Source organism: Anaerorhabdus furcosa (assembly GCF_900167375.1).
GTDB lineage: Bacteria > Bacillota_I > Bacilli_A > Erysipelotrichales > Erysipelotrichaceae > Anaerorhabdus > Anaerorhabdus furcosa.
This window is the reverse complement of the sequence record NZ_FUWY01000001.1, coordinates 188,978-208,206: the sequence shown is the minus strand read 5'-3', so window position 1 is coordinate 208,206 and position 19,229 is coordinate 188,978. Positions and strand designations below refer to the sequence as shown.

Genomic DNA, 19,229 nt, shown 5'->3' with positions numbered 1-19,229 from the left:
GCCTTGAGCCTTTTTTATTTGCCGAAAGAAGGAGGTGAGCTTTATGGAAATGATGGAATTAAAAAACAAAATAATTACAAAAATAGAAAATGGAAAATTAGCTTATTACGATATGGAGAAGCTTGCAAAAGAACTTGATTGTACATCAACAAGTGATTTTGTTTTGTTAAATAAAGCATTAAATGAGTTAGAAGATGATTATGTTATAGCGCGTAATCCAAAAAATTTCTTTATGACTGCAATCCAAGCAGGAATTTATGTGGGTAAAATATCAATTAACCGAAAAGGATTTGGGTTTTTAGATCTTGATCAGGACAATAGTATTCATATAAGCCTAGAAGATTTAAGAGGTGCAATGGATAAAGATGAAGTTGTTGTAAAACTTTTTAAATTGGATAGCAATGAAGGTGAAGTAGTAAAAATATTAAAGCGAAATACAGAAATTTGTATTGGTACTTTTATTGTTCGAAAAACAGGAACAATTGTTGAATTGGATGATGAGCGATTAAAGGGAAGAATTGTTGTTAAGAATTTATCTAAGTTTAAAGTTGTGACGGGTACAAAAGCACAATTTAAAATACTTAAGATTTTTAAGAATACAATTGAATTAGAAATCCTTCAACTCCTAGGTCATAAAGATGATCCAGGAGTGGATGTATTATCGATTCTTCTTCAACATGATATTCAACCAGAATTTGATGTTGAAGCAATTAAACAAGCAGAATCAATTTCGCAAGAAGTTTTACCAGAGCAAAAAATAGGTAGAAGAGATTGTACAAATATGATTGTCGTTACGATTGACGGAGATGACTCAAAAGACTTTGATGATGCAATTAGTATTACAAAGGAAGAAGATAAGTATCGTTTATGGGTGCATATTGCCGATGTTTCTTATTATGTGACTGAAAATTCACCACTTGATGTTGAAGCTGAAAATCGTGGAACATCTACTTATGTAACAGATCGTGTTGTACCGATGTTGCCTCGTATCTTATCTAACGGAATTTGTTCGCTTAATCCTAAAGTAGAACGATTAACATTGACGTGTGAAATGTTGATTGATGAAAGTGGGGAAGTAAGTTCTTATGAAATTTATCCTTCTTTCATTCGTTCAACTGAAAGAATGACATACAATAATGTAAATAAGATTTTAGATAATGATCCAGTTGTTATGCGTAAGTATGAGCATTTAGGTGATTTATTCGAAAATATGAAAGTTTGTGCGTCACGAATTAGAAAAAACAGAGAAAAACAAGGTGCAATTGATTTTGATAAAGAAGAAGCAAAAATCATTGTAGATAAAAATGGTAAAGTAAAAGATATACAATTAAGAGAACGTGGTGAATCTGAAAGAATCATTGAAGATTTTATGATTTGTGCAAATGTAACAGTAGCTAAACATATGAAATGGTTGGAAATTCCTTCTCTTTATCGTGTTCATGAACAGCCTCTTGCGAAAAAATTAAGAGAGTTTGCAAAAGTTGCGCTCATCATGGGGCATAAATTCAAAGGGAACATGGAAGATATTCGTCCATTAGAAATTCAAAAAGCATTAAATGAATTTAAAGATGAACCAGAATATCCTGTTATATCAACATTGATGCTAAGATCAATGCAAAAAGCCAAATACGATTCAAAATGCTTAGGTCACTTTGGGTTAGCTTTGGATGAATATTTGCATTTTACATCACCAATTCGAAGATATCCTGATTTGATTGTGCATCGAATGTTGCGTAAATATTCATTTAATCAATGTTTGGATGTCAATGAAATCAATAATGATGAACTTAAGATGGAAAAACTTGGACTTGAAACATCTGAAAGAGAAAGAGCATCGATTGAAGCTGAACGTGATGTTGAAGATATGAAAAAAGCAGAGTTCATGCAAAATAAAATTGGCTTAACTTTTGATGCAGTAATTAGCTCTGTAACAAAATTTGGTTTCTTTGTAGAACTTCCAAATACGGTTGAAGGATTAGTACATGTACAAAGTTTATCGGATGATTACTATCGTTATGATGAATCAGGTTATCAATTGATTGGTGAAAGAACAGGAACAACATATAAATTAGGACAAGAAGTTCGAGTTAAATTGATTGATGCCAGCAAAGAAAAACAAACAATTGATTTTATTATTTATAAAGATAAGAAAAAGAAGAAACAACGCTGGATTTAAGTTATAATAGAACAAGGGAGTGATTCTTGATGAGTGAAAAACTTATAGCATTAAATAGAAGAGCAAGTCATGATTACTTTTTAGAGGATCGTTTTGAAGCGGGGCTTGTACTTGTGGGGACTGAAATTAAATCAATACGCCAAGGAAAAGTTCAGTTCAAAGATGCTTTTATTTCGTTTGTGGAGGGTGAAGCATTTATTAAAGAAATGCACATTGCTCAGTATGATCATGGGAATCAATTTAACCATGATGAAACACGTGTAAGAAAGTTACTACTAAATAAAACTGAAATACGCAAACTACATAATAAAGTGAAATTAAAAGGTTATACCGTTGTACCAACAAAGATGTATTTAAAAAACGGTAGAGCAAAAATTGAAATAGCACTAGCAAAAGGAAAAGCGCTTTATGATAAGCGCCATGATGATAAATTAAAAACAGCAAAGCGAGAAATGGAAAAAGCGACAAAGCTTCGTTAAATTTCTTTGAAAAGAATGAATTCATTCTTATGGAAATCGAGAATGCATTCTTGTTTCATTTTAGATAACTCGTTAGAGCAGGCACTTCGATCAATGGATAGATAATCAGCAAGCTCTTGTCGATTAAATGGTATTTTAAAAATTGAATTCTTGTTTTTAATTGCTTCAGAAGATAAATAAGAATATAATTTCTCACGAATTGAACGCTTAGATAAGTGTTCAATTTTTTTTGATAGAAGTAAGTTTTTACTAGTAAATTCTTTTAGTAAATATTTAATGAATTCCTGTTTAAGTGGGTTAGTGTTTGAATCGAATAATTCGTTTACATTGATATATAAAACAGTAGTGTTTTCAGTGGCTAACACGACAAGAGGAATTGGGATCTTATCGGAAAGTGCATAAACTTCACCAAAGGTATCTCCTTCTTCAAGTTCGGTAAGAATACTTTTGTTGCCAAAAAAATCGCAATTGTAAACTTGGACAGAGCCAGTTAAAATAATTCCAATATCACGTATAGTTTGTCCTTCATTTAGGATGATTTTATTTTTCTTGTATTGTTTTTCTATGACGTGTAAACTGCTTAAAACCTTCGATAAATCTTCATAATCAAAATTTTTAAGTAGTTTAATTTTTAAGTGTAATTCTTTAGTAATCATCATATATTTATCTCGTTGTAAAAACAACATACTTTCTAAATGCATTCTATTATAATAACTTTGTAAAAACAAGGAGGATACATTGATGAAAAGAAGAATTATCAAAATAGATGAAGAGAAATGTAATGGTTGTGTAGCGTGTGCTGTTGCATGCCATGAAGGAGCGATAGGTATGGTTAATGGAAAGGCAAAACTTTTAAGAGATGATTACTGTGATGGGTTAGGAGATTGTTTACCAACTTGTCCTACAGGTGCAATTACATTTGAAGAAAGAGAAGCGCTAGCTTACGATCATGAAGCGGTGCAAGCCAATATGAGGAAGGAAGAAGTTCTACCTTGTGGGTGTCCAGGAACACAATCAAAGATAATGAATCCTAAAGTACATCAACATATTGAGATTAATCAACAAAGTGAACTTAGACAATGGCCAATTCAAATCAAGTTAGTGCCAATTCATGCTCCTTATTTTGATGGGTGTAAATTATTAATTGCGGCTGATTGTACTGCTTATGCTTATGCAAATTTTCATCAAGATTTTATTAAGAATCATGTGACACTTATTGGGTGTCCAAAACTGGATATGGAAGATTACAGTGAAAAACTAACTGCAATACTTCGTGATAATGATATACAAGAAGTTAAAGTTGTTCGAATGGAAGTGCCTTGTTGTGGTGGACTTGAGCAAGCAACTAAACTAGCATTAAAAAATAGTGGGAAGTTTATACCTTGGCAAATCGTTACAATCTCAACTGATGGTGAAATACTATAGCGAAGATAAAAAGGAGATCATATATGAAAGTTAAAATTAATGAAGGATGTATTGGGTGTGGTATGTGTGTTGCGATTTGTCCTACCGTATTTAAAATGAGTGATGAAGGTATCGCAATTGTAACTGTGGAAAATCCAACAAACTTTGAAATTGAAACAAATGAGGCAAAAAACAGTTGTCCTGTTCAAGTTATTGAAGTTATTGAATAAAAATGAATTCATACGAATTCCTTACTATTGTAAGGAATTTGTTGTTTTAAGAAGAAACTTTAGTATAATATGGGATATGAAGAAAATGAAGAAAAAGCCAAGGGCAATTTTGCTTGTATGTTTTGCGATTATGTTAATTGCACTGAGTATTCAAGTAGAATCGAAATATAGTAACTTACGATCTGAATATCCTAAACCTTATCATCAACTAGTATTGAAAGTTTCGAAAGAATTCAATGTTGATGAGAATTTAATCTATGCAATTATGCGGCAAGAAAGTAAGTTTAAAACAGATGCTGTTTCTAGTGCTAATGCGAGAGGGTTACTGCAAATTACTGAACCGACATTTGATTGGTTGAAAATGAAACTAAATGATAACACAACAGTGTACGAAGACTTATTTGAACCTGAACATAATTTACGATATGGTGCATATTTTTTAAGTCTACTACGAACTGAATTTAAAGAAACAAGTACACAATTAGCTGCTTATAATGCGGGGATGAATATTACGAAAACATGGTTAAGTGATGGCGAGTATTCAAGTAATGGGAAAACATTAGATGTTATACCATATCCTGAAACACGTAATTATGTTAAAATTGTTTTAGAGAATTATCGTATCTATGAAGAAATATACTAGGAGGTTAACATGAAAATTGGAATTGGGAATGATCATACTGCTGTAGAACTTAAAAAGGAAATTATGAATCATTTAAAGCAACGTGGATTTGAAGTTGTGAATTATGGTACAGATGAATCAGTAAGTTGTAATTATGCCTCACAAGGAGAAACTGTTTCAAATGCTGTAGTTAAAGGTGAAGTGGATTGTGGTATTGCGATATGTGGAACAGGTATTGGTATTTCAATTGCATGCAACAAAGTAAAAGGAATACGTGCTTGTGTGTGCTCAGAACCTTTTTCTGCAAAACTTTCTAAGCAACATAACAATTCAAATGTTTTATGTTTTGGTGCAAGAGTTGTTGGTAGTGAACTTGCAAAGATGATTGTCGATGAGTGGGTAAATGCGACTTATGAAGGTGGTCGTCATGCAGAGCGTGTTCAAACAATCATGGATATTGAAAATAAAAATTGTTAACTAATTAAATAAATTAACTAAACGAACTGTTTTAATGAATAGTTCGTTTTTATTTTTGATTGTGGTAGCGTTGCTTGGTTGATTATGATAAAATAAGTCGCATACAGAATGGGGGAAATAGGATGAATTTATCAAAATACATTGGTGATAAAGCGTTTATGAAAACTGCAATCCTCGTAGGGGTTCCGCTCATGCTTCAACAATTAATCACAGGTTCTGTAAATCTTGTGGATAATTTAATGGTAGGTCAATTAGGGGATGCTGCTATTGGGGGAGTTGCGGCTGTGAATCGTTTTTATATTATTGCTCAATATGGTACAAATGGAATTGTTGCAGCAGGATCAATTTTTATAGCACAATATTATGGTGCAAGAAATCAAGAGAAGATGAAAGAGTCATTTCGATTCTTAATCAATATTTCTTGTGCAATTATGTTGATGTTCTTTTTAGCGGCAATCTTTTTTCCAACAGCGATTTTAGGTTTTTTTACACCTGATCAAGAAATTATACAAATGGGTGTCTATTACATTCGATTGGTTGCATGGTCATATTTACCTATAGCATTAACACTTTGTTTCTCTGGTGCAATGCGTGCGGTAGGTGAAACAAAAATTCCATTGTTTGTCAGTGCAATTGCAGTACTTGTAAATACGGTATTAAATTATTGTTTGATCTTTGGTAAATTTGGGTTTCCTCAACTGGGAATACGCGGTGCAGCATACGCAACAGTTGTTGCTCGTATTATAGAGGTGTGTATTCTACTTTATTTCTTGAAAGACAGAGATTTTGGATTTAAAACAAAAGTGAAAGAAATTGTTAAAGTACCTTTGACTTTATCGAAAAAGATTATGATTAAAGCTGCACCACTTGCGTTAAATGAAATCTTATGGTCTGCAGGTATGGCAACATTATTTAAATTTTATTCAACACGCGGAGCAGAGGTAATGTCAGGATATTCTATATCGAGTACAATTGGTGATATTTTCTTTGTATTGTTTGGTGGTATGGCAGCAGCATCAACAGTTCTTATTTCGCAACCTTTAGGTGCAAATAAATTAGATGAAGCAAAGCAACATGGTTATCAACTAATTGGATTTAGTTTTGTTTTATCTTTCATCTTTGCAAGTTTAATGTTTATATCAAGTTTCTATATTCCATATCTATACAGCAATGTTTCAATTGAAGCGTTAAAGATTGCAGAAATCATGTTAAGAATACAAAGTGTTATGTTTGCAATCTATGTATTAAATACACAAAACTACTTTATATTAAGGGCGGGCGGAGATACAAAATCTACCTTAATTATGGATAGTGCTTTTATGTGGTGTATTAATATACCATTAGTAGGGATACTTGCTTATTTCTCCCCATTAAGTGCTTTCTTGCTTTATATAGCTGGACAATCTACTGATCTTATTAAATTAATATTTGGATATTGGCTAGTTAAAAAAGAGAAGTGGGTAGTAAATTTAACGCACGAACCACTATAAAAATACATTGACAAGAAACACAAAATTCTATAAACTATAAACAGTTAGTCAAGGCTAACTGTTTTATTGGTTTAATGGTTAGGTAAAACTAACTTGTAGGAGGAATTTACGATGATGGTAAATAAGAGACTTATTGAAAGTATGGGAGATTCAAAGAAAAACATAGGGAAAATCGTATTATTCCAATGGTTGAATTTGTTAGGAACAATTGTAATTATCTATCTATTAGGTTATTTACTTCAAGGAATTTATTATAAAACAATTGTAATCCAAGAGTTATTCTTTGGTGTGAGTATAGGTGTTGTTCTATTATTTTTTAAATCTTTTTGCACAATAAAGACAAGTGATGCTAGTTATATTGCGTCAAAAGATGTAAAAAGAAAATTACGCCACTATTTGTTGGAGAAGATATTAAAATTGGGTCCTTCATATACTGATAAAATATCATCTGCAGAAATTGTACAACTATCTTCTGAAGGGATTGAACAATTAGAAAGTTATTTTGGTTCATATCTACCACAACTTTTCTATAGTTTACTTGCGCCTATAACTTTATTTGTCATCATTGCCCCAATTAGTTTGAATGTTGCGCTTATATTGTTAGCATGTGTTCCCCTTATTCCTTTGTCGATTATCATTGTTCAAAAAGTTGCGAAGAAATTATTGAATAAATATTGGGGACAATATACAAAACTAGGCGATTCTTTTTTAGAAAATCTACAAGGATTAACAACATTAAAAATTTATCAAGCAGATGAAAAGAAACATCATGAAATGAATTTAGAATCAGAGAAGTTTAGAAAAGTGACAATGAAAGTATTATCAATGCAGCTCAATTCAATTATTGTTATGGACATCATTGCTTATGGTGCGTCTGCTCTAGGTATTGGTGTTGCGTGTATGTTATTTCTACAAAATGAAATTAACATAGCGCAAGCATTTATAATCATTATGCTGAGTGCGGAATTCTTCTTGCCCCTACGCTTACTTGGTTCATACTTTCATATAGCGATGAATGGCATGGCTTCAAGTGATAAGATATTTAAATTTTTGGATGCAAAGGAGAGAGCGAAGGGTGAAGAAGAAATTGTTTCAAATGCAATAAGAATCTCTCTTGATAAAGTATCTTTTGGTTATACAGATAAAATAGTGTTAGATGAATGCAGTTTCACTGCAAATCCAGGACAACTAATTGCGATTGTGGGTGAAAGTGGATCTGGAAAAAGTACGATTGCTTCACTAATTATGAACAAGAAAGAGTTAAAACAGGGAGATATAAAAATAAATGATGTATCAATACACAAAATAAATAAAGAGAATCTAGCGAGTAAGATTACCTTAGTATCAATGAATAGTTACCTGTTTAAAGGAACAGTGAGAAGTAATTTATTAATGGCTAAAGATGATGTAACAGATGGTGAATGCAAAGAAGTACTAGAGAAAGTTGGTTTATTAGATTTCTTTGAATCTGAAGATGGTTTAAATACCCGTATAAATGAAAAGGGAAGTAATCTTTCAGGAGGGCAACAACAACGTCTTGCATTAGCACGGGCAATACTACATGATAGCCCAGCCTATATATTTGATGAAGCGACATCAAACATTGATGTGGAAAGTGAAAATAAAATACTAGAAGTTGTTAAGAATATTGCGAAAGAGAAGACAGTCATTTTTATTACACATCGTTTAATGAATGTTATAGATGCTGATCAAATATTCGTTCTTGGTCAAGGTAAATTTGTAGAAGTGGGAAATCATCAAGAATTGTTGAAGAAGCAATCCATTTATTATAAGTATTGGAATGTTCAACATGATATAGAGAATTATTTAGGAGTGAATATATGAAAAGAACGAAATTATCAATAATGATGCAATTAATTGTCTTGATAAAACCAATGCTTCTTATCATGACGCTTGCGATTGTGCTAGGTGTACTTGGATTTATTTGTGCTAATTTTATTCCGATTCTAGGTAGTATTTTAATTGGTGATTTACTTCAAGGAAATAATACAATCCAACCTATCTTGATTTTACTTGCAATCATTTCGATAGCACGAGGAATTTTGAGGTATGGTGAACAAACATGCAATCATTACATAGCATTTAAACTACTTGCAATGATTCGCGATAAAGTATTTACGGTGCTAAGAAAACTTGCACCTGCAAAACTAGAAGGTAAAGAGAAAGGACAGTTAATCACAATCATTACAAATGATATTGAACTTTTAGAAGTATTTTATGCTCATACGATTTCGCCTATTTGTATCGCAATAATAATGAGTATAATTATGACAATCTTTATAGGTGGATATTCAGTTGAGTTAGGTATCATTGCGCTAATAGGATATATATCAGTAGGTGTTATAATTCCACTTATTGTATCTTCAAAGGTTGGTAAAGATGCAAGTGAAATACGTCAGGAAGTAGGAAATATTAGTAGTTTCTTTCTCGATAATATTCGTGGTGTTCAAGAAAATATACAATACAAACAAGGCTATGTGAAACTTGATGAAATAGATAGAATGACTGATGAGATGTCTTTAAAAGAAAAACAATTGAAACGAATGTCTGGAAAAACAACAATGTGGATCAACAACACGATATTTGGGTTTGGATTTGTGATGTTTATTGTATCAAGTATGATGTATCTAAAAGGTGCAGTTCCATTTGAAGTTATACTAGTATCTACGGTAAGTATGATTAGTTCATTTGGTCCAGTGGTAGCTCTAGGTAATTTGGGACATGGGTTATCACAAACTTTAGCGGCGGGAGATCGTGTGCTAAATTTGTTAGATGAAAAGCCTGTTGTGAATGATGTTGAAAATGAAAAAAATATTGCCTTTGCAAACATAAGTGTAAACTCTGTTTCTTTTGGGTATCAAGAGACACCAATTCTTGAAAATATCAATTTACCAATAGAGAATAATAAGATATTGGGAATAGTAGGAAAGAGTGGATCGGGGAAATCAACTTTGTTGAAATTATTAATGCGATTTTGGGATGTACAACAAGGAAACATTGAAATTGCAAATGAAGATATTCGAAATATAAATACCAAGGATTTAAGAAATCATCAAAGCTATGTAACACAAGAAACAATTCTGTTTAAAGATACAATTGAAAATAATATAAAGGTAGCTAAGCTTGATGCTACAAATGAAGAAGTGGTGGATGCGTGTAAAAAAGCAGCGATACACGATATGATTATGTCTTTACCACAAGGATATAAAACGCAGGTTGGTGAATTGGGGGATACTTTATCGGGTGGGGAGAAACAAAGGATAGGTGTAGCACGTTCATTCCTGCATGATGCGCCGTTTATGTTCCTAGATGAACCAACGAGTAATTTGGATAGTTTAAACGAAGCAGTGCTCTTAAAATCGATCTACGAGCAAAGAGAAAACAAAACAATTGTCTTAGTATCTCATCGAGAATCAACGATGAAGATAGTTGATCAACTAATCACGCTTGATAGTGGCAGAGTAAGCTAATGAATGTCAAAGAAAGAAAAAAGAAACAAGAAAAAGAATTAATAGAAAAAATGATTTCTATTTATTGCAAAGGTCATCATGAAATAAATCTTTGTGATGATTGCAAAGAATTGATAAATTATGCAAATCAGCGCATTGATCATTGTCCATTTATAGAATCTAAAACATTCTGTAGTCAATGTAAGGTTCATTGCTATGATCATAATCATCGTGACAGGATTAAGCAAGTCATGAAGTATTCTGGAAAAAGAATGATATGGGTGAATCCAATTGTTGTATTTAGACATCTAACTGATTCACTTAAGAATAAGAGGAGAACGACATGAAAATATTTTATATTGTTTTAGGTACCATTGGTTTAGTCTTGGGTGCAATAGGTGCTGTAGTACCTCTAATGCCAGCATTTCCTTTCTTACTACTTGCGGCATATTGCTACGCAAAAAGTTCCAAAAGATTGCATAATTGGTTTATTGAAACAAAACTCTATAAGAATAATTTAGAAAGTTATGTAGAAGATAAGACAATGACAAAGAAAACAAAAATTAAAATCATGATCATTGTAACATTGACAATGATTGTTGGTTTTATCATGATGCACAAAGTTCCAATTGGACAAATCGTTTTATTTATTGTTTGGTTATTCCATTTATTCTACTTTATTTTTAAAATTAAAACACGACCTTCTGAGCAAGCATAAATAGTAGATTTTACTAGATAAAAGAAACATCAAAAAAAGATGTTTTTTTTACAAAAAACAGTTGCAATGGTGGTCAGTGCATGTTATTATAATTTAGCACACGCCTAAATAGCTCAGTTGGTAGAGCAAACGGCTGTTAACCGTTAGGTCACAGGTTCGAGCCCTGTTTTAGGCGCCATTTTTTTTGGCTCGTTGGTGAAGCGGCTTAACACAGCGCCCTTTCACGGCGTCATTCACGGGTTCGAATCCCGTACGAGTCACCATTTAAAATAACAGCCCGCAAGGGCTTTATTTATTGAAAATATACTTCGTAAAGTATATAATAAGTGTGCATGACTCCTTAGCTCAGATGGTAGAGCAACTGACTCTTAATCAGTGGGTCTGGGGTTCGATCCCCCAAGGAGTCACCATTAAAAAATAAGGCTATTTCTACAATATGTTAGAAATAGCCTTTTGTAATGCGGTAAATCGGCGATTCTGTATACGTCCGTAAAATTCGGATATAATATGATGTTTATGAATAAAATTATTGATTTGAAATAAAAAATACAAATTGATTATTGGCAAAAATATTGGCAAACAAGTAAAATTCATTTCCATTATTGGCAAAGATGACTTCAATATATGAGCCTTTATTTTAGTTTCTTAGAAATTTTAGGTTTGTTTAGTTGAACATTATTTTGAGATTCATTCTTCTCATCCATTTGCTTCCTTATTTCAGATAAGATAATATCTGAAATTTGAAAGACAATGTGATCGGGCATTTTACTCGACATCTGATTAATAATTCCTAATGCTCCAGCTCGCAACTTGTTTTTAGTATCTTTATCACTTGTTTTTGTGCTAAACCATGCTGGTTCGAAAATAAGGGCACCAGAAGTCAACCAAAAGTAGTTGACTGAAAGAACATTAGCTATTTTTCTTAGTGTTGTTTCTCTAGGCTTAAATTGACCGTTTTCATATTCGATGATTCTTTTATAAGAAATACCTAATTGATCTGCTAGCTGAGTTTTTGTATAACCATAGTGCAGTCTTGCGAGTTTAATTCGCTCGCCAATTTGAATCGAAGAGTCTTTAACTTCTTTTTCGATTTGTTTCTCTGATTTCATTACTATCACCTCTTAAATAATAATATCCGACAAAGTCGTACATGTAAAGAAAAATAAAAATATTTGACATATCCGATAAAATAGGATATATTACGATTGTATTGTATGTCCGAAATACACGGATAGCGATACAAAAATAAAAGGAAGCCAACTTTCGACGGACGACTTCCTGCAGGGATTGCTCCCAAGGCATTTATATTATCTCATAAATGTCTTTCAAAAGAAAGAGAGGAAGAGAAATGAGCAAATCAAACGAACAAAAGAAATTAACTATTAGTATTGCTGAGATGGCTGAAGAACTAGATATTAGTTACACACAGTCAGCTCGCAAGTATCGAGAAATCAAGAAAAAGTATAACTTGAATGATTCCCAGTTACCTAAAAGTGGAATGATATTCAGGAAGTATTATGAAGACTTCTTTGATATCCATGATGAGGATTATTATTAAGAATGTTATCTAGAAAACAAAGAGCAGACGGTCGATATGCTACAACAATTCTAGTATTCAATCCTATCACAGGAAAAAGTGAAAGAAGATACATATGTGCTAACAATACAAGAGAACTCAATAAAAGAGTTCTCGAGGCAAAAGTCTCTGGATGTTTTACAGATAAAACTTTGTTTAAAGATTATTCAAAACAGTGGTATGAAAGAAATATGATAACCAAAAGTGCTAATACTAAAAGAATGTATGCAACAACACTAAATCATTGTGAGCCACTCAATGATTTGCAAATGAAAAAGATCAACATGTCCCATATTAACGCAATTATGAATGAACTTAAAAATCATCCTAATCAGTCTCAAAAAGTACATATGACTTTAAATTCAATCTTCAAAGAAGCACATCGACTCAATATTGTGAAAGTAAATCCATGTGATTTTATTCCAAAACCAAGTGTAGTAAAGAATGAAAAAAGAGTATTAACTTCTAATGAGATTAAAATATTGAACTCAATAATTCTGACATTAAGAGAGAAATTGTTCATAACACTTGCATGGCATTATGGATTAAGAAAAGGAGAAATTCTAGCTCTTAAAAAATCAGATTTCAACTTTAATGCAATGATGATTAGTATAAATAAATCAATTGAATTCACACAAAATCAAGGCAAAGAAAAAGGTACAAAATCAAAATCATCAATGAGAAAATTACCAATGCAAAATGGAGATGTTGATTACTTAAAGAAAACTTTAGCGAAATGTCCGATGGAAAATCTATTTACTAACGTAGATGATAGAAAACCAATATCAGCACAATCTTACAAAAGAATGTGGGAACAAATTAAAGGTAAAATGAAAAAAGATATTGACGAACGATTCAATCTATTTGGTATTGATAAGAATATCGATATTCAATTCAGAATAGGGTCAAAAGGGAATTACTTCCATCTCGATAAGTGCATCCAAGAATGGAAGGAAGGATATCCAAATCTCATCGCAGTTTTTGTGGATACCTATGGTAAGTTAAGAGATTCAAGTAATGAAAAAGCAAACTACCAAGATGATTATAAACAAACAAGCGAAATCAGAGAGCTTGCAGTAGAGAATAATATCGCTATTATCTTGCTTCATCACTTAGTCAAAGATTGCAGAAAGAATAGTCCATTTGAAGCCTTCTATGGAACCAATGGTATCCCTGCAGCTGCCGATAATATGATGGTACTGTATCGTGAAAATATCATGAGTGATACAGCAGAGTTGATGATAACAGGTAAAAGTATTCCGATGAGAAGTATCACAATTAAGCAAAATGAGAGACTTCTATGGGAAGCTTACGATGAAGAACAAGATGAAAGTTTGGATGTAAATATTGCGAAAGTAATCAACTATATATCCAAAGAAAAGAAGTTTAATGACACAGCCAATGAGTTGTGTAGCAGAATAGGTTTAGTGATTTATCCCAATCAATTATCAACATTACTAAGTAAAAATGTGGAAATATTACGAAAGAATAACATTGTGTTCAGCAAAGGTAGAGGAAAGAAAAGGTGGTTGGAACTAACGCTCGTGGACGACAGTGGCGCCGATGCGCCGATGGAATAGGGATACCCCTAATCGTCGTCACCATCGTCAACAACGACGCCGTGTTGGGCTAAAAAGGGGCTAGTTCAAGAAAATAATTTATTTGAGACAATTAACCTTAAAGTATTAAAAGAACCTTCCATTTGGAAGGGCAAGCATAGCACTCGGCTATACGCCGGCGCAGTCTTGAGTACGGGGGTTCCCCGTGCCCCTGTAAAAATAGGAAAGAGGAAAGATGAAAAATAAAGTAACAGTATTTAAAACAACAGAATCAGACTTTGAAAAGATTTGTGACCTATCATGTGAAGCAGGACTCACGAAAACAGACTTCATTGTACGATCATGTTTGAATAAAAAAGTTATTCGAATAGATGACTTGAAAGAAACGTATATCCAACTAAAAAAAATTGGAAATAACGTGAATCAATTAACAGTACTAGCGAACATGAATAAAGTTGAGGTAGTGAATCTTCAAGAGACACAGAGTGCATTGAACAAGTGTCTGGAAACCTTAGTGGCTTTACAAGAAAGAATACACTAAATGCCCATTGTAGAATACATCCGTGAATCAAAACAAACAGAGAGCGCTGTAGGAGTAGTACTGAAGTATTGTACGCAAAAGAAAAAGTCAATGCACGAGGGAAGGAATTTAGTAACAGGAATTAACTGCCATCCGAGTACTGCCCAGCAGGAGTTCAAGAGAACACGACTAATGCATGGTAAAGATACAGGAGTTCGATTCTACATGACCATTCAGTCATTTGAGAAAGGAGTAAATCTTACTCCTTCTCAAGTTCATGAGATAGGTTGTAAGTTGGTACAAGAATTCTATCCCAACTATGAAGTTGTTGTATCAACCCATGTGGATCGAGAACATGTGCATAATCACTTTGTGATTAATAGTGTAAATATGGAAACAGGAATCAAGCTCCATCAAAACAAACATACGTTAAAAGAGTTGAGACGTGTATCAGATCGAATAGCCCTCGAGTATGGCATTCAACAACCCATCCAACTTCACAAAGAGAAGGGGCTGTCACCACGAGAATATCGAGCTGCTGAAAAAGGGATGAGCTGGAAGTTCAAACTAATGAATGCAATTGATAGATGCATGAATGAAGCGCAAAGCAAAAATGAATTTATTGATAAGATGCAAAAAAGTGGTTATACAGTTAAATATAATGATAACTATAAATATATTACCTATACGTGTCCAAACGGAATGAAATGTAGAGATAATAAATTACATGAAAGGAAATACTTAAAAGAGGTATTAGATTATGAGTTTGAGTTTAGAAGAATTGAAAGAGAAGAACATAGTAGAAACACCACTGACTTTGGAACAAATGAAAATGTACCTGCCACAGTTAAAGCAAGTAATCGAGAAAACGCCTTACGCTGTATCTCTGAGCAAGAGCGAATTCAATCAGTTGTTGAAAGCGGTATCGGATTATCGAGAGATGAGTTTAGAAAACTTTGGCAAACAAAACCAATTAATCGAACTGATGTCAGAGGATCTGATGCAAATTGTTACAAATACGCAGATGGAGGAAGCAATTATCACTATGAATCAAATTATGAGCAAACAAGAGAGTTTAACATTAGCGATGAAAAATCAGATGAATACTTCGTTCCAGTTGATAGAAAACAAAGAACAAATGAAGTTAAAACAAATCATGAAGTGGGTGTGGTGCTTACTATCGGCGCAATTACTGGTCTTATTGATGTTGGTGTGCAACTTGACTCGAATGTAGTAATTAATAAGAGAAAATATAGTGGAAAACATGAAAGAAAGAATAAATATAAGCAAAAGATGAAAGAGCAAAAACTTGGTTAATTGAAAAAGTACGTATTATCCTTTATTATAGATTTGAAATCATTTGAGATGATACTTGGAAATTAATAAAAAGTGTAGATTTATACAATATATTTAGACAAAAAAGACAAGTAAGTATTTGAATTGTCTTTAACTTACTTGTCAATAATATACATATAGAATTGCTATGAATTTACATTGTGATTCTAACTAAGAGTTTGAATGAAGCTCTCCTGCATACATATAACAATTGTATGTTACATTCCCTTGTGTATATGAACTAACCCAGTCGCCTTTATAAACAGCACCAGACCAATATACACCGGAAATATAGTAATTATGTATAGAAACAAGATCAGGAGCAGTTGATCCAGCATAGCAGAATGAATTCTTGTAATTATAATAAATTGGAACTCTAGCCTCTTGACTGCTTTCCGCTAAAGTTGAAAAACCAGATGTAAAGATGTAGAATAATGAAATTGCTAAAATTATTGTTTTCTTTTTCATAAGAATACCTCCATAACTAATAATTTTAATTTTTGTGGCAAGCAATTCTATATGTTAGAAAATTATTCGGAAATTTTGTAAAATGAAATTGATTGATCAAGAGTGGCTCTAATTTCTTCAAGAGAAAAATTTTCAGGTATTGCTAACTCGTCTAAATAACTGTTAGATATAAATATACTATAGTCAGCAATTTCATCTATTTTTTGATAACCTACTAAAGAATCAAAACTAAAGATATTATCTTTTTTTAAAAGGACATATTCCCTCAACTCAATGGACTCATTTTGTACACCAATTTTCGTATACAAATTAATTCTAATTGTAATTAGTCCAGGAATATCTGAAAAGTTACCATTATTTACCTCTTTGAAATAAGTGGGCTGGCTGCAATAATAAGGAAATTCAAGTTTTATCTCAGCGAGCACAGAATTATCAATATTATAGGCGAGATTATCGTTATAATTTAAAGAAGTAATTCCTGTTGCTATTTGATTCTGATTTATATTGGGATCAATGGTGATTTCCTTTTCGTTAAATACACCAAATCCAAATAATGCTATTGCAAGTAATAAATAAATACGTTTCATCTGTATACCTCCTCTACTTAGATTGTATATCGTTAAAATATAAAAGTATAAAAGTGTGATAAGTTATCTACTTTGAGGGATAATTAGGAATAGATATTGATGTATATGCTAAAGAATCTAATATAATATTAAAATTGCCATTTAATGAATTTATATTGGAACGAATATTGTTAATTCCTTTGCCGTGAAATTTTTTATCTTTTTGAATAGGAAAAATATTTTTTGCAATACTATTTGTTATGTTGATATTAATTGAAGAATCATTGATAACAGCAGATAATTCAATAAAACCTTCTACGCCACAATTTTCAAAAGCGTTATCAAGACAATTACAAAGTATTGAATTGAATTTAAGTGCATCAATATTAACGTCAGAAGTAATGTTTGCAGTCGTTTTAAAATCAAATTTTTCAACTATTGACTTATCTTTATAATCATTAATAATCAGGTCAAATAGAGGACATTGAGTAATAACATAATGTGAGTTTAAAACAGGAAGTTCATGCTGTTTCTTAACAATACTTAGTGCTGTAGAAATATCACCAATCTGTAGTAAATCTTCAATATAGCGAAATGAATGTTTTATATCATGTCTAAAATGGATTATTTCATCATTAAGTTCACAAATTCTTTTTTGAGTAATGATTTTATTTTGTAAAATAATTTTTTCGAATTCAACTTCATTTATTCGTTCTTTATGTTGAACTAAATAATGATATAGAATATTAACAATAATAACAATTAATAAAATAAAAATATCTATAATGAGTATATCTATACTTAAAATCCATTGGCCAAAAAGCATTTTAGAAAGCAAGACACATATAAATAGCAAAGTTCCACTTATAATCAATAGTGGTAAAATCTCTAATAGACTAAATTTAATTTTATGTTTATTTCTAAAGTGTGCTAATAATAGATAAGTCAAAAGAATAAAAATGCGACTAATAATAAAAATATTTGCATAATTATTTAACAAGTAAATCAATAAGTTTTTGTAAGTGGTTTGTAAATTGTAATAAGAATAAGTAACTATTTGGCTCATTAAGTTTCCTAAAACCAAGTATAGAACCATAGTATAAAAAATTTCAAAATCACTTTCATCAGATAAATTTATAATAATTGCGTATATTAATATAATAAATGTAACATTTTTAAAATTAAGTTCAAAAATGCTAATCTTGAATAGAAATGCTAAAAATATAAGTGAAAATAAAATACTAATTGTTAAATGTGTTTTATCTTTCTTTCGGAACATTATAAATAAAAATGATAAATAAATCGTGGTGTCAATTATATAGTTCATGTATGTTACCTCCTTGACGAAAAGAAAACATTTAGGTCTAATTTGTGGTTGGGGCTAATTGGTAGTATTAAGCCATTTTTTAGATGGCAAGTATTTTGGTGAACATAATGTATATATTCACTATTTACCAAGTAAGAGTGATGTATTCTAATGAAAATTTTATTATTTAATTCATTTATAATAGATTTCATCGTTTTTCTTACTATTAGATTATAGCTTGGCATGTAAATAGATAGATTGTTGCCATTTGATTCTATCCAGATGATTTCATTATGATTTATTTGATATGTATTGTGATTACAATTTAAAATTATGTAGTTTGATTTTTGTACTGTCTGCAAATACTTTGAGATACATCTTTCAATATCATTTGCTAGATGTGATTTTCTAACAAAATAAAATACATTTAAATCGAATGAGTTAAATACCAAGTCTTCTCGATTTGAAACAAATATGATGAATTTATTTTCATTTTTTTGAAGAATGAATTTAGCTATTTCAAATCCATTATACTTTGGTAAATCTATATCAATGAAATAAACATCTGAATCAGTAATCATTGATAGATTATCTACTGAGTTTACCAATTTAATAATAGGATCAAAATAGTCAGTACAATGTTGCGTGATCTCATTTCGAATATTTTTAAGATCATTGTCTTTGTCGTCAATTATACAAATTGTTACTGACATAATAAAACCACCCTTTCAGTCATATTGTTATATATACATACATATATATTAACTGATTATTCATGAAAATAACAAATATGTGATAAATTAATAGTTTAGAGTGATTTTATTTGAGAAAAA

General features: G+C 31.5%; 21 protein-coding genes and 3 tRNA genes. 18 read left to right on the top strand and 6 right to left on the bottom strand.

The genetic code is table 11. The features are described 5' to 3' along the window. Positions 1-43: 43 nt before the first annotated feature. Together rnr and smpB are read left to right on the top strand one after the other, a co-directional pair. Positions 44-2,176: a ribonuclease R gene (rnr, locus tag B5D14_RS01095; RefSeq protein ID WP_200804727.1), complete on the top strand. Its 2,133-nt coding sequence runs from the start codon at positions 44-46 to the stop codon at positions 2,174-2,176. A gap of 29 nt (positions 2,177-2,205) precedes the next feature. Next, positions 2,206-2,655: an SsrA-binding protein SmpB gene (gene smpB / locus B5D14_RS01090; protein WP_078710734.1), complete on the top strand. Its 450-nt coding sequence runs from the start codon at positions 2,206-2,208 to the stop codon at positions 2,653-2,655. Here the strand turns inward: smpB and B5D14_RS01085 are convergent. Next, the gene (locus tag B5D14_RS01085; protein WP_159443677.1) at positions 2,652-3,314 is read right to left on the bottom strand and encodes a Crp/Fnr family transcriptional regulator; all 663 of its coding nucleotides are present in this window, start codon (positions 3,312-3,314) and stop codon (positions 2,652-2,654) included. The two genes, smpB and B5D14_RS01085, sit on opposite strands and share 4 nt — an antisense overlap. An 82-nt stretch (positions 3,315-3,396) precedes the next feature. Here B5D14_RS01085 and B5D14_RS01080 point away from each other — a divergent pair, with 82 nt between their 5' ends. The 12 genes from B5D14_RS01080 to B5D14_RS01025 all read left to right on the top strand — a co-directional run bounded on the left by B5D14_RS01080 (position 3,397) and on the right by B5D14_RS01025 (position 11,476). Continuing rightward, positions 3,397-4,080 carry an ATP-binding protein gene (locus B5D14_RS01080; protein ID WP_078710732.1) on the top strand — a complete coding sequence of 228 codons (684 nt, stop codon included), beginning with the start codon at positions 3,397-3,399 and terminating at the stop codon, positions 4,078-4,080. Positions 4,081-4,103: 23 nt separating this feature from the next. Next, entirely contained in the window at positions 4,104-4,289 is a 186-nt protein-coding gene (locus B5D14_RS01075; RefSeq protein ID WP_078710731.1) for a ferredoxin, read from the top strand. 85 nt (positions 4,290-4,374) lie between these two features. After that, positions 4,375-4,932: a lytic transglycosylase domain-containing protein gene (locus B5D14_RS01070; protein WP_159443676.1), complete on the top strand. Its 558-nt coding sequence runs from the start codon at positions 4,375-4,377 to the stop codon at positions 4,930-4,932. A gap of 9 nt (positions 4,933-4,941) precedes the next feature. Further along, the gene (rpiB, locus tag B5D14_RS01065; protein WP_078710729.1) at positions 4,942-5,388 is read left to right on the top strand and encodes a ribose 5-phosphate isomerase B; all 447 of its coding nucleotides are present in this window, start codon (positions 4,942-4,944) and stop codon (positions 5,386-5,388) included. A gap of 122 nt (positions 5,389-5,510) precedes the next feature. Continuing rightward, positions 5,511-6,878: an MATE family efflux transporter gene (locus B5D14_RS01060; RefSeq protein ID WP_078710728.1), complete on the top strand. Its 1,368-nt coding sequence runs from the start codon at positions 5,511-5,513 to the stop codon at positions 6,876-6,878. A gap of 111 nt (positions 6,879-6,989) precedes the next feature. After that, the gene (locus B5D14_RS01055; RefSeq protein ID WP_200804726.1) at positions 6,990-8,723 is read left to right on the top strand and encodes an ABC transporter ATP-binding protein/permease; all 1,734 of its coding nucleotides are present in this window, start codon (positions 6,990-6,992) and stop codon (positions 8,721-8,723) included. Next, complete coding sequence (locus B5D14_RS01050; protein WP_078710727.1) at positions 8,720-10,369, top strand: amino acid ABC transporter ATP-binding/permease protein; 1,650 nt, start codon at positions 8,720-8,722, stop codon at positions 10,367-10,369. The genes B5D14_RS01055 and B5D14_RS01050 overlap by 4 nt, the downstream gene beginning before the upstream one ends. After that, positions 10,369-10,695 (top strand): nitrous oxide-stimulated promoter family protein, encoded by a 327-nt coding sequence (locus tag B5D14_RS01045; protein WP_078710726.1) that lies wholly within the window; start codon positions 10,369-10,371, stop codon positions 10,693-10,695. The genes B5D14_RS01050 and B5D14_RS01045 overlap by 1 nt, the downstream gene beginning before the upstream one ends. After that, positions 10,692-11,066, top strand: coding sequence for a YbaN family protein (locus B5D14_RS01040; protein WP_078710725.1), 375 nt, complete (start codon positions 10,692-10,694; stop codon positions 11,064-11,066). The genes B5D14_RS01045 and B5D14_RS01040 overlap by 4 nt, the downstream gene beginning before the upstream one ends. A gap of 102 nt (positions 11,067-11,168) precedes the next feature. Next, positions 11,169-11,244 (top strand) — tRNA-Asn (locus B5D14_RS01035). An 8-nt stretch (positions 11,245-11,252) separates the two neighbouring features. Beyond that, a tRNA-Glu gene (locus B5D14_RS01030) sits at positions 11,253-11,329 on the top strand. 71 nt (positions 11,330-11,400) lie between these two features. Then, positions 11,401-11,476: transfer RNA gene (locus B5D14_RS01025), tRNA-Lys, on the top strand. 222 nt (positions 11,477-11,698) lie between these two features. Here B5D14_RS01025 and B5D14_RS01020 read toward each other — a convergent pair. Beyond that, a complete protein-coding gene (locus tag B5D14_RS01020; protein ID WP_078710724.1) occupies positions 11,699-12,175 on the bottom strand; it encodes a helix-turn-helix domain-containing protein in 477 nt (158 codons plus the stop codon). Positions 12,176-12,414: 239 nt separating this feature from the next. Here B5D14_RS01020 and B5D14_RS01015 point away from each other — a divergent pair, with 239 nt between their 5' ends. The 4 genes from B5D14_RS01015 (at position 12,415) to B5D14_RS01000 (ending at position 16,038) form a co-directional block, all read left to right on the top strand. Then, positions 12,415-12,624 carry a hypothetical protein gene (locus tag B5D14_RS01015; protein WP_078710723.1) on the top strand — a complete coding sequence of 70 codons (210 nt, stop codon included), beginning with the start codon at positions 12,415-12,417 and terminating at the stop codon, positions 12,622-12,624. Positions 12,625-12,626: 2 nt separating this feature from the next. Continuing rightward, positions 12,627-14,222, top strand: a complete 1,596-nt coding sequence (locus B5D14_RS01010; RefSeq protein ID WP_078710722.1) for a tyrosine-type recombinase/integrase — start codon at positions 12,627-12,629, stop codon at positions 14,220-14,222. 214 nt (positions 14,223-14,436) lie between these two features. Next, complete coding sequence (locus B5D14_RS01005) at positions 14,437-14,742, top strand: plasmid mobilization protein (RefSeq protein ID WP_078710721.1); 306 nt, start codon at positions 14,437-14,439, stop codon at positions 14,740-14,742. Then, the gene (locus tag B5D14_RS01000; RefSeq protein WP_078710720.1) at positions 14,743-16,038 is read left to right on the top strand and encodes a relaxase/mobilization nuclease domain-containing protein; all 1,296 of its coding nucleotides are present in this window, start codon (positions 14,743-14,745) and stop codon (positions 16,036-16,038) included. Positions 16,039-16,227: 189 nt separating this feature from the next. Here B5D14_RS01000 and B5D14_RS00995 read toward each other — a convergent pair whose 3' ends face one another. The 4 genes from B5D14_RS00995 to B5D14_RS00980 form a co-directional block, all read right to left on the bottom strand. Further along, positions 16,228-16,524, bottom strand: a complete 297-nt coding sequence (locus B5D14_RS00995; RefSeq protein ID WP_078710719.1) for a hypothetical protein — start codon at positions 16,522-16,524, stop codon at positions 16,228-16,230. 62 nt (positions 16,525-16,586) lie between these two features. Continuing rightward, positions 16,587-17,111 carry a hypothetical protein gene (locus B5D14_RS00990; protein ID WP_078710718.1) on the bottom strand — a complete coding sequence of 175 codons (525 nt, stop codon included), beginning with the start codon at positions 17,109-17,111 and terminating at the stop codon, positions 16,587-16,589. Positions 17,112-17,178: 67 nt separating this feature from the next. Beyond that, complete coding sequence (locus B5D14_RS00985; RefSeq protein ID WP_078710717.1) at positions 17,179-18,417, bottom strand: GHKL domain-containing protein; 1,239 nt, start codon at positions 18,415-18,417, stop codon at positions 17,179-17,181. 5 nt (positions 18,418-18,422) lie between these two features. Continuing rightward, entirely contained in the window at positions 18,423-19,109 is a 687-nt protein-coding gene (locus B5D14_RS00980; protein WP_078710716.1) for a LytR/AlgR family response regulator transcription factor, read from the bottom strand. Between the last annotated feature and the right edge of the window lie 120 nt (positions 19,110-19,229).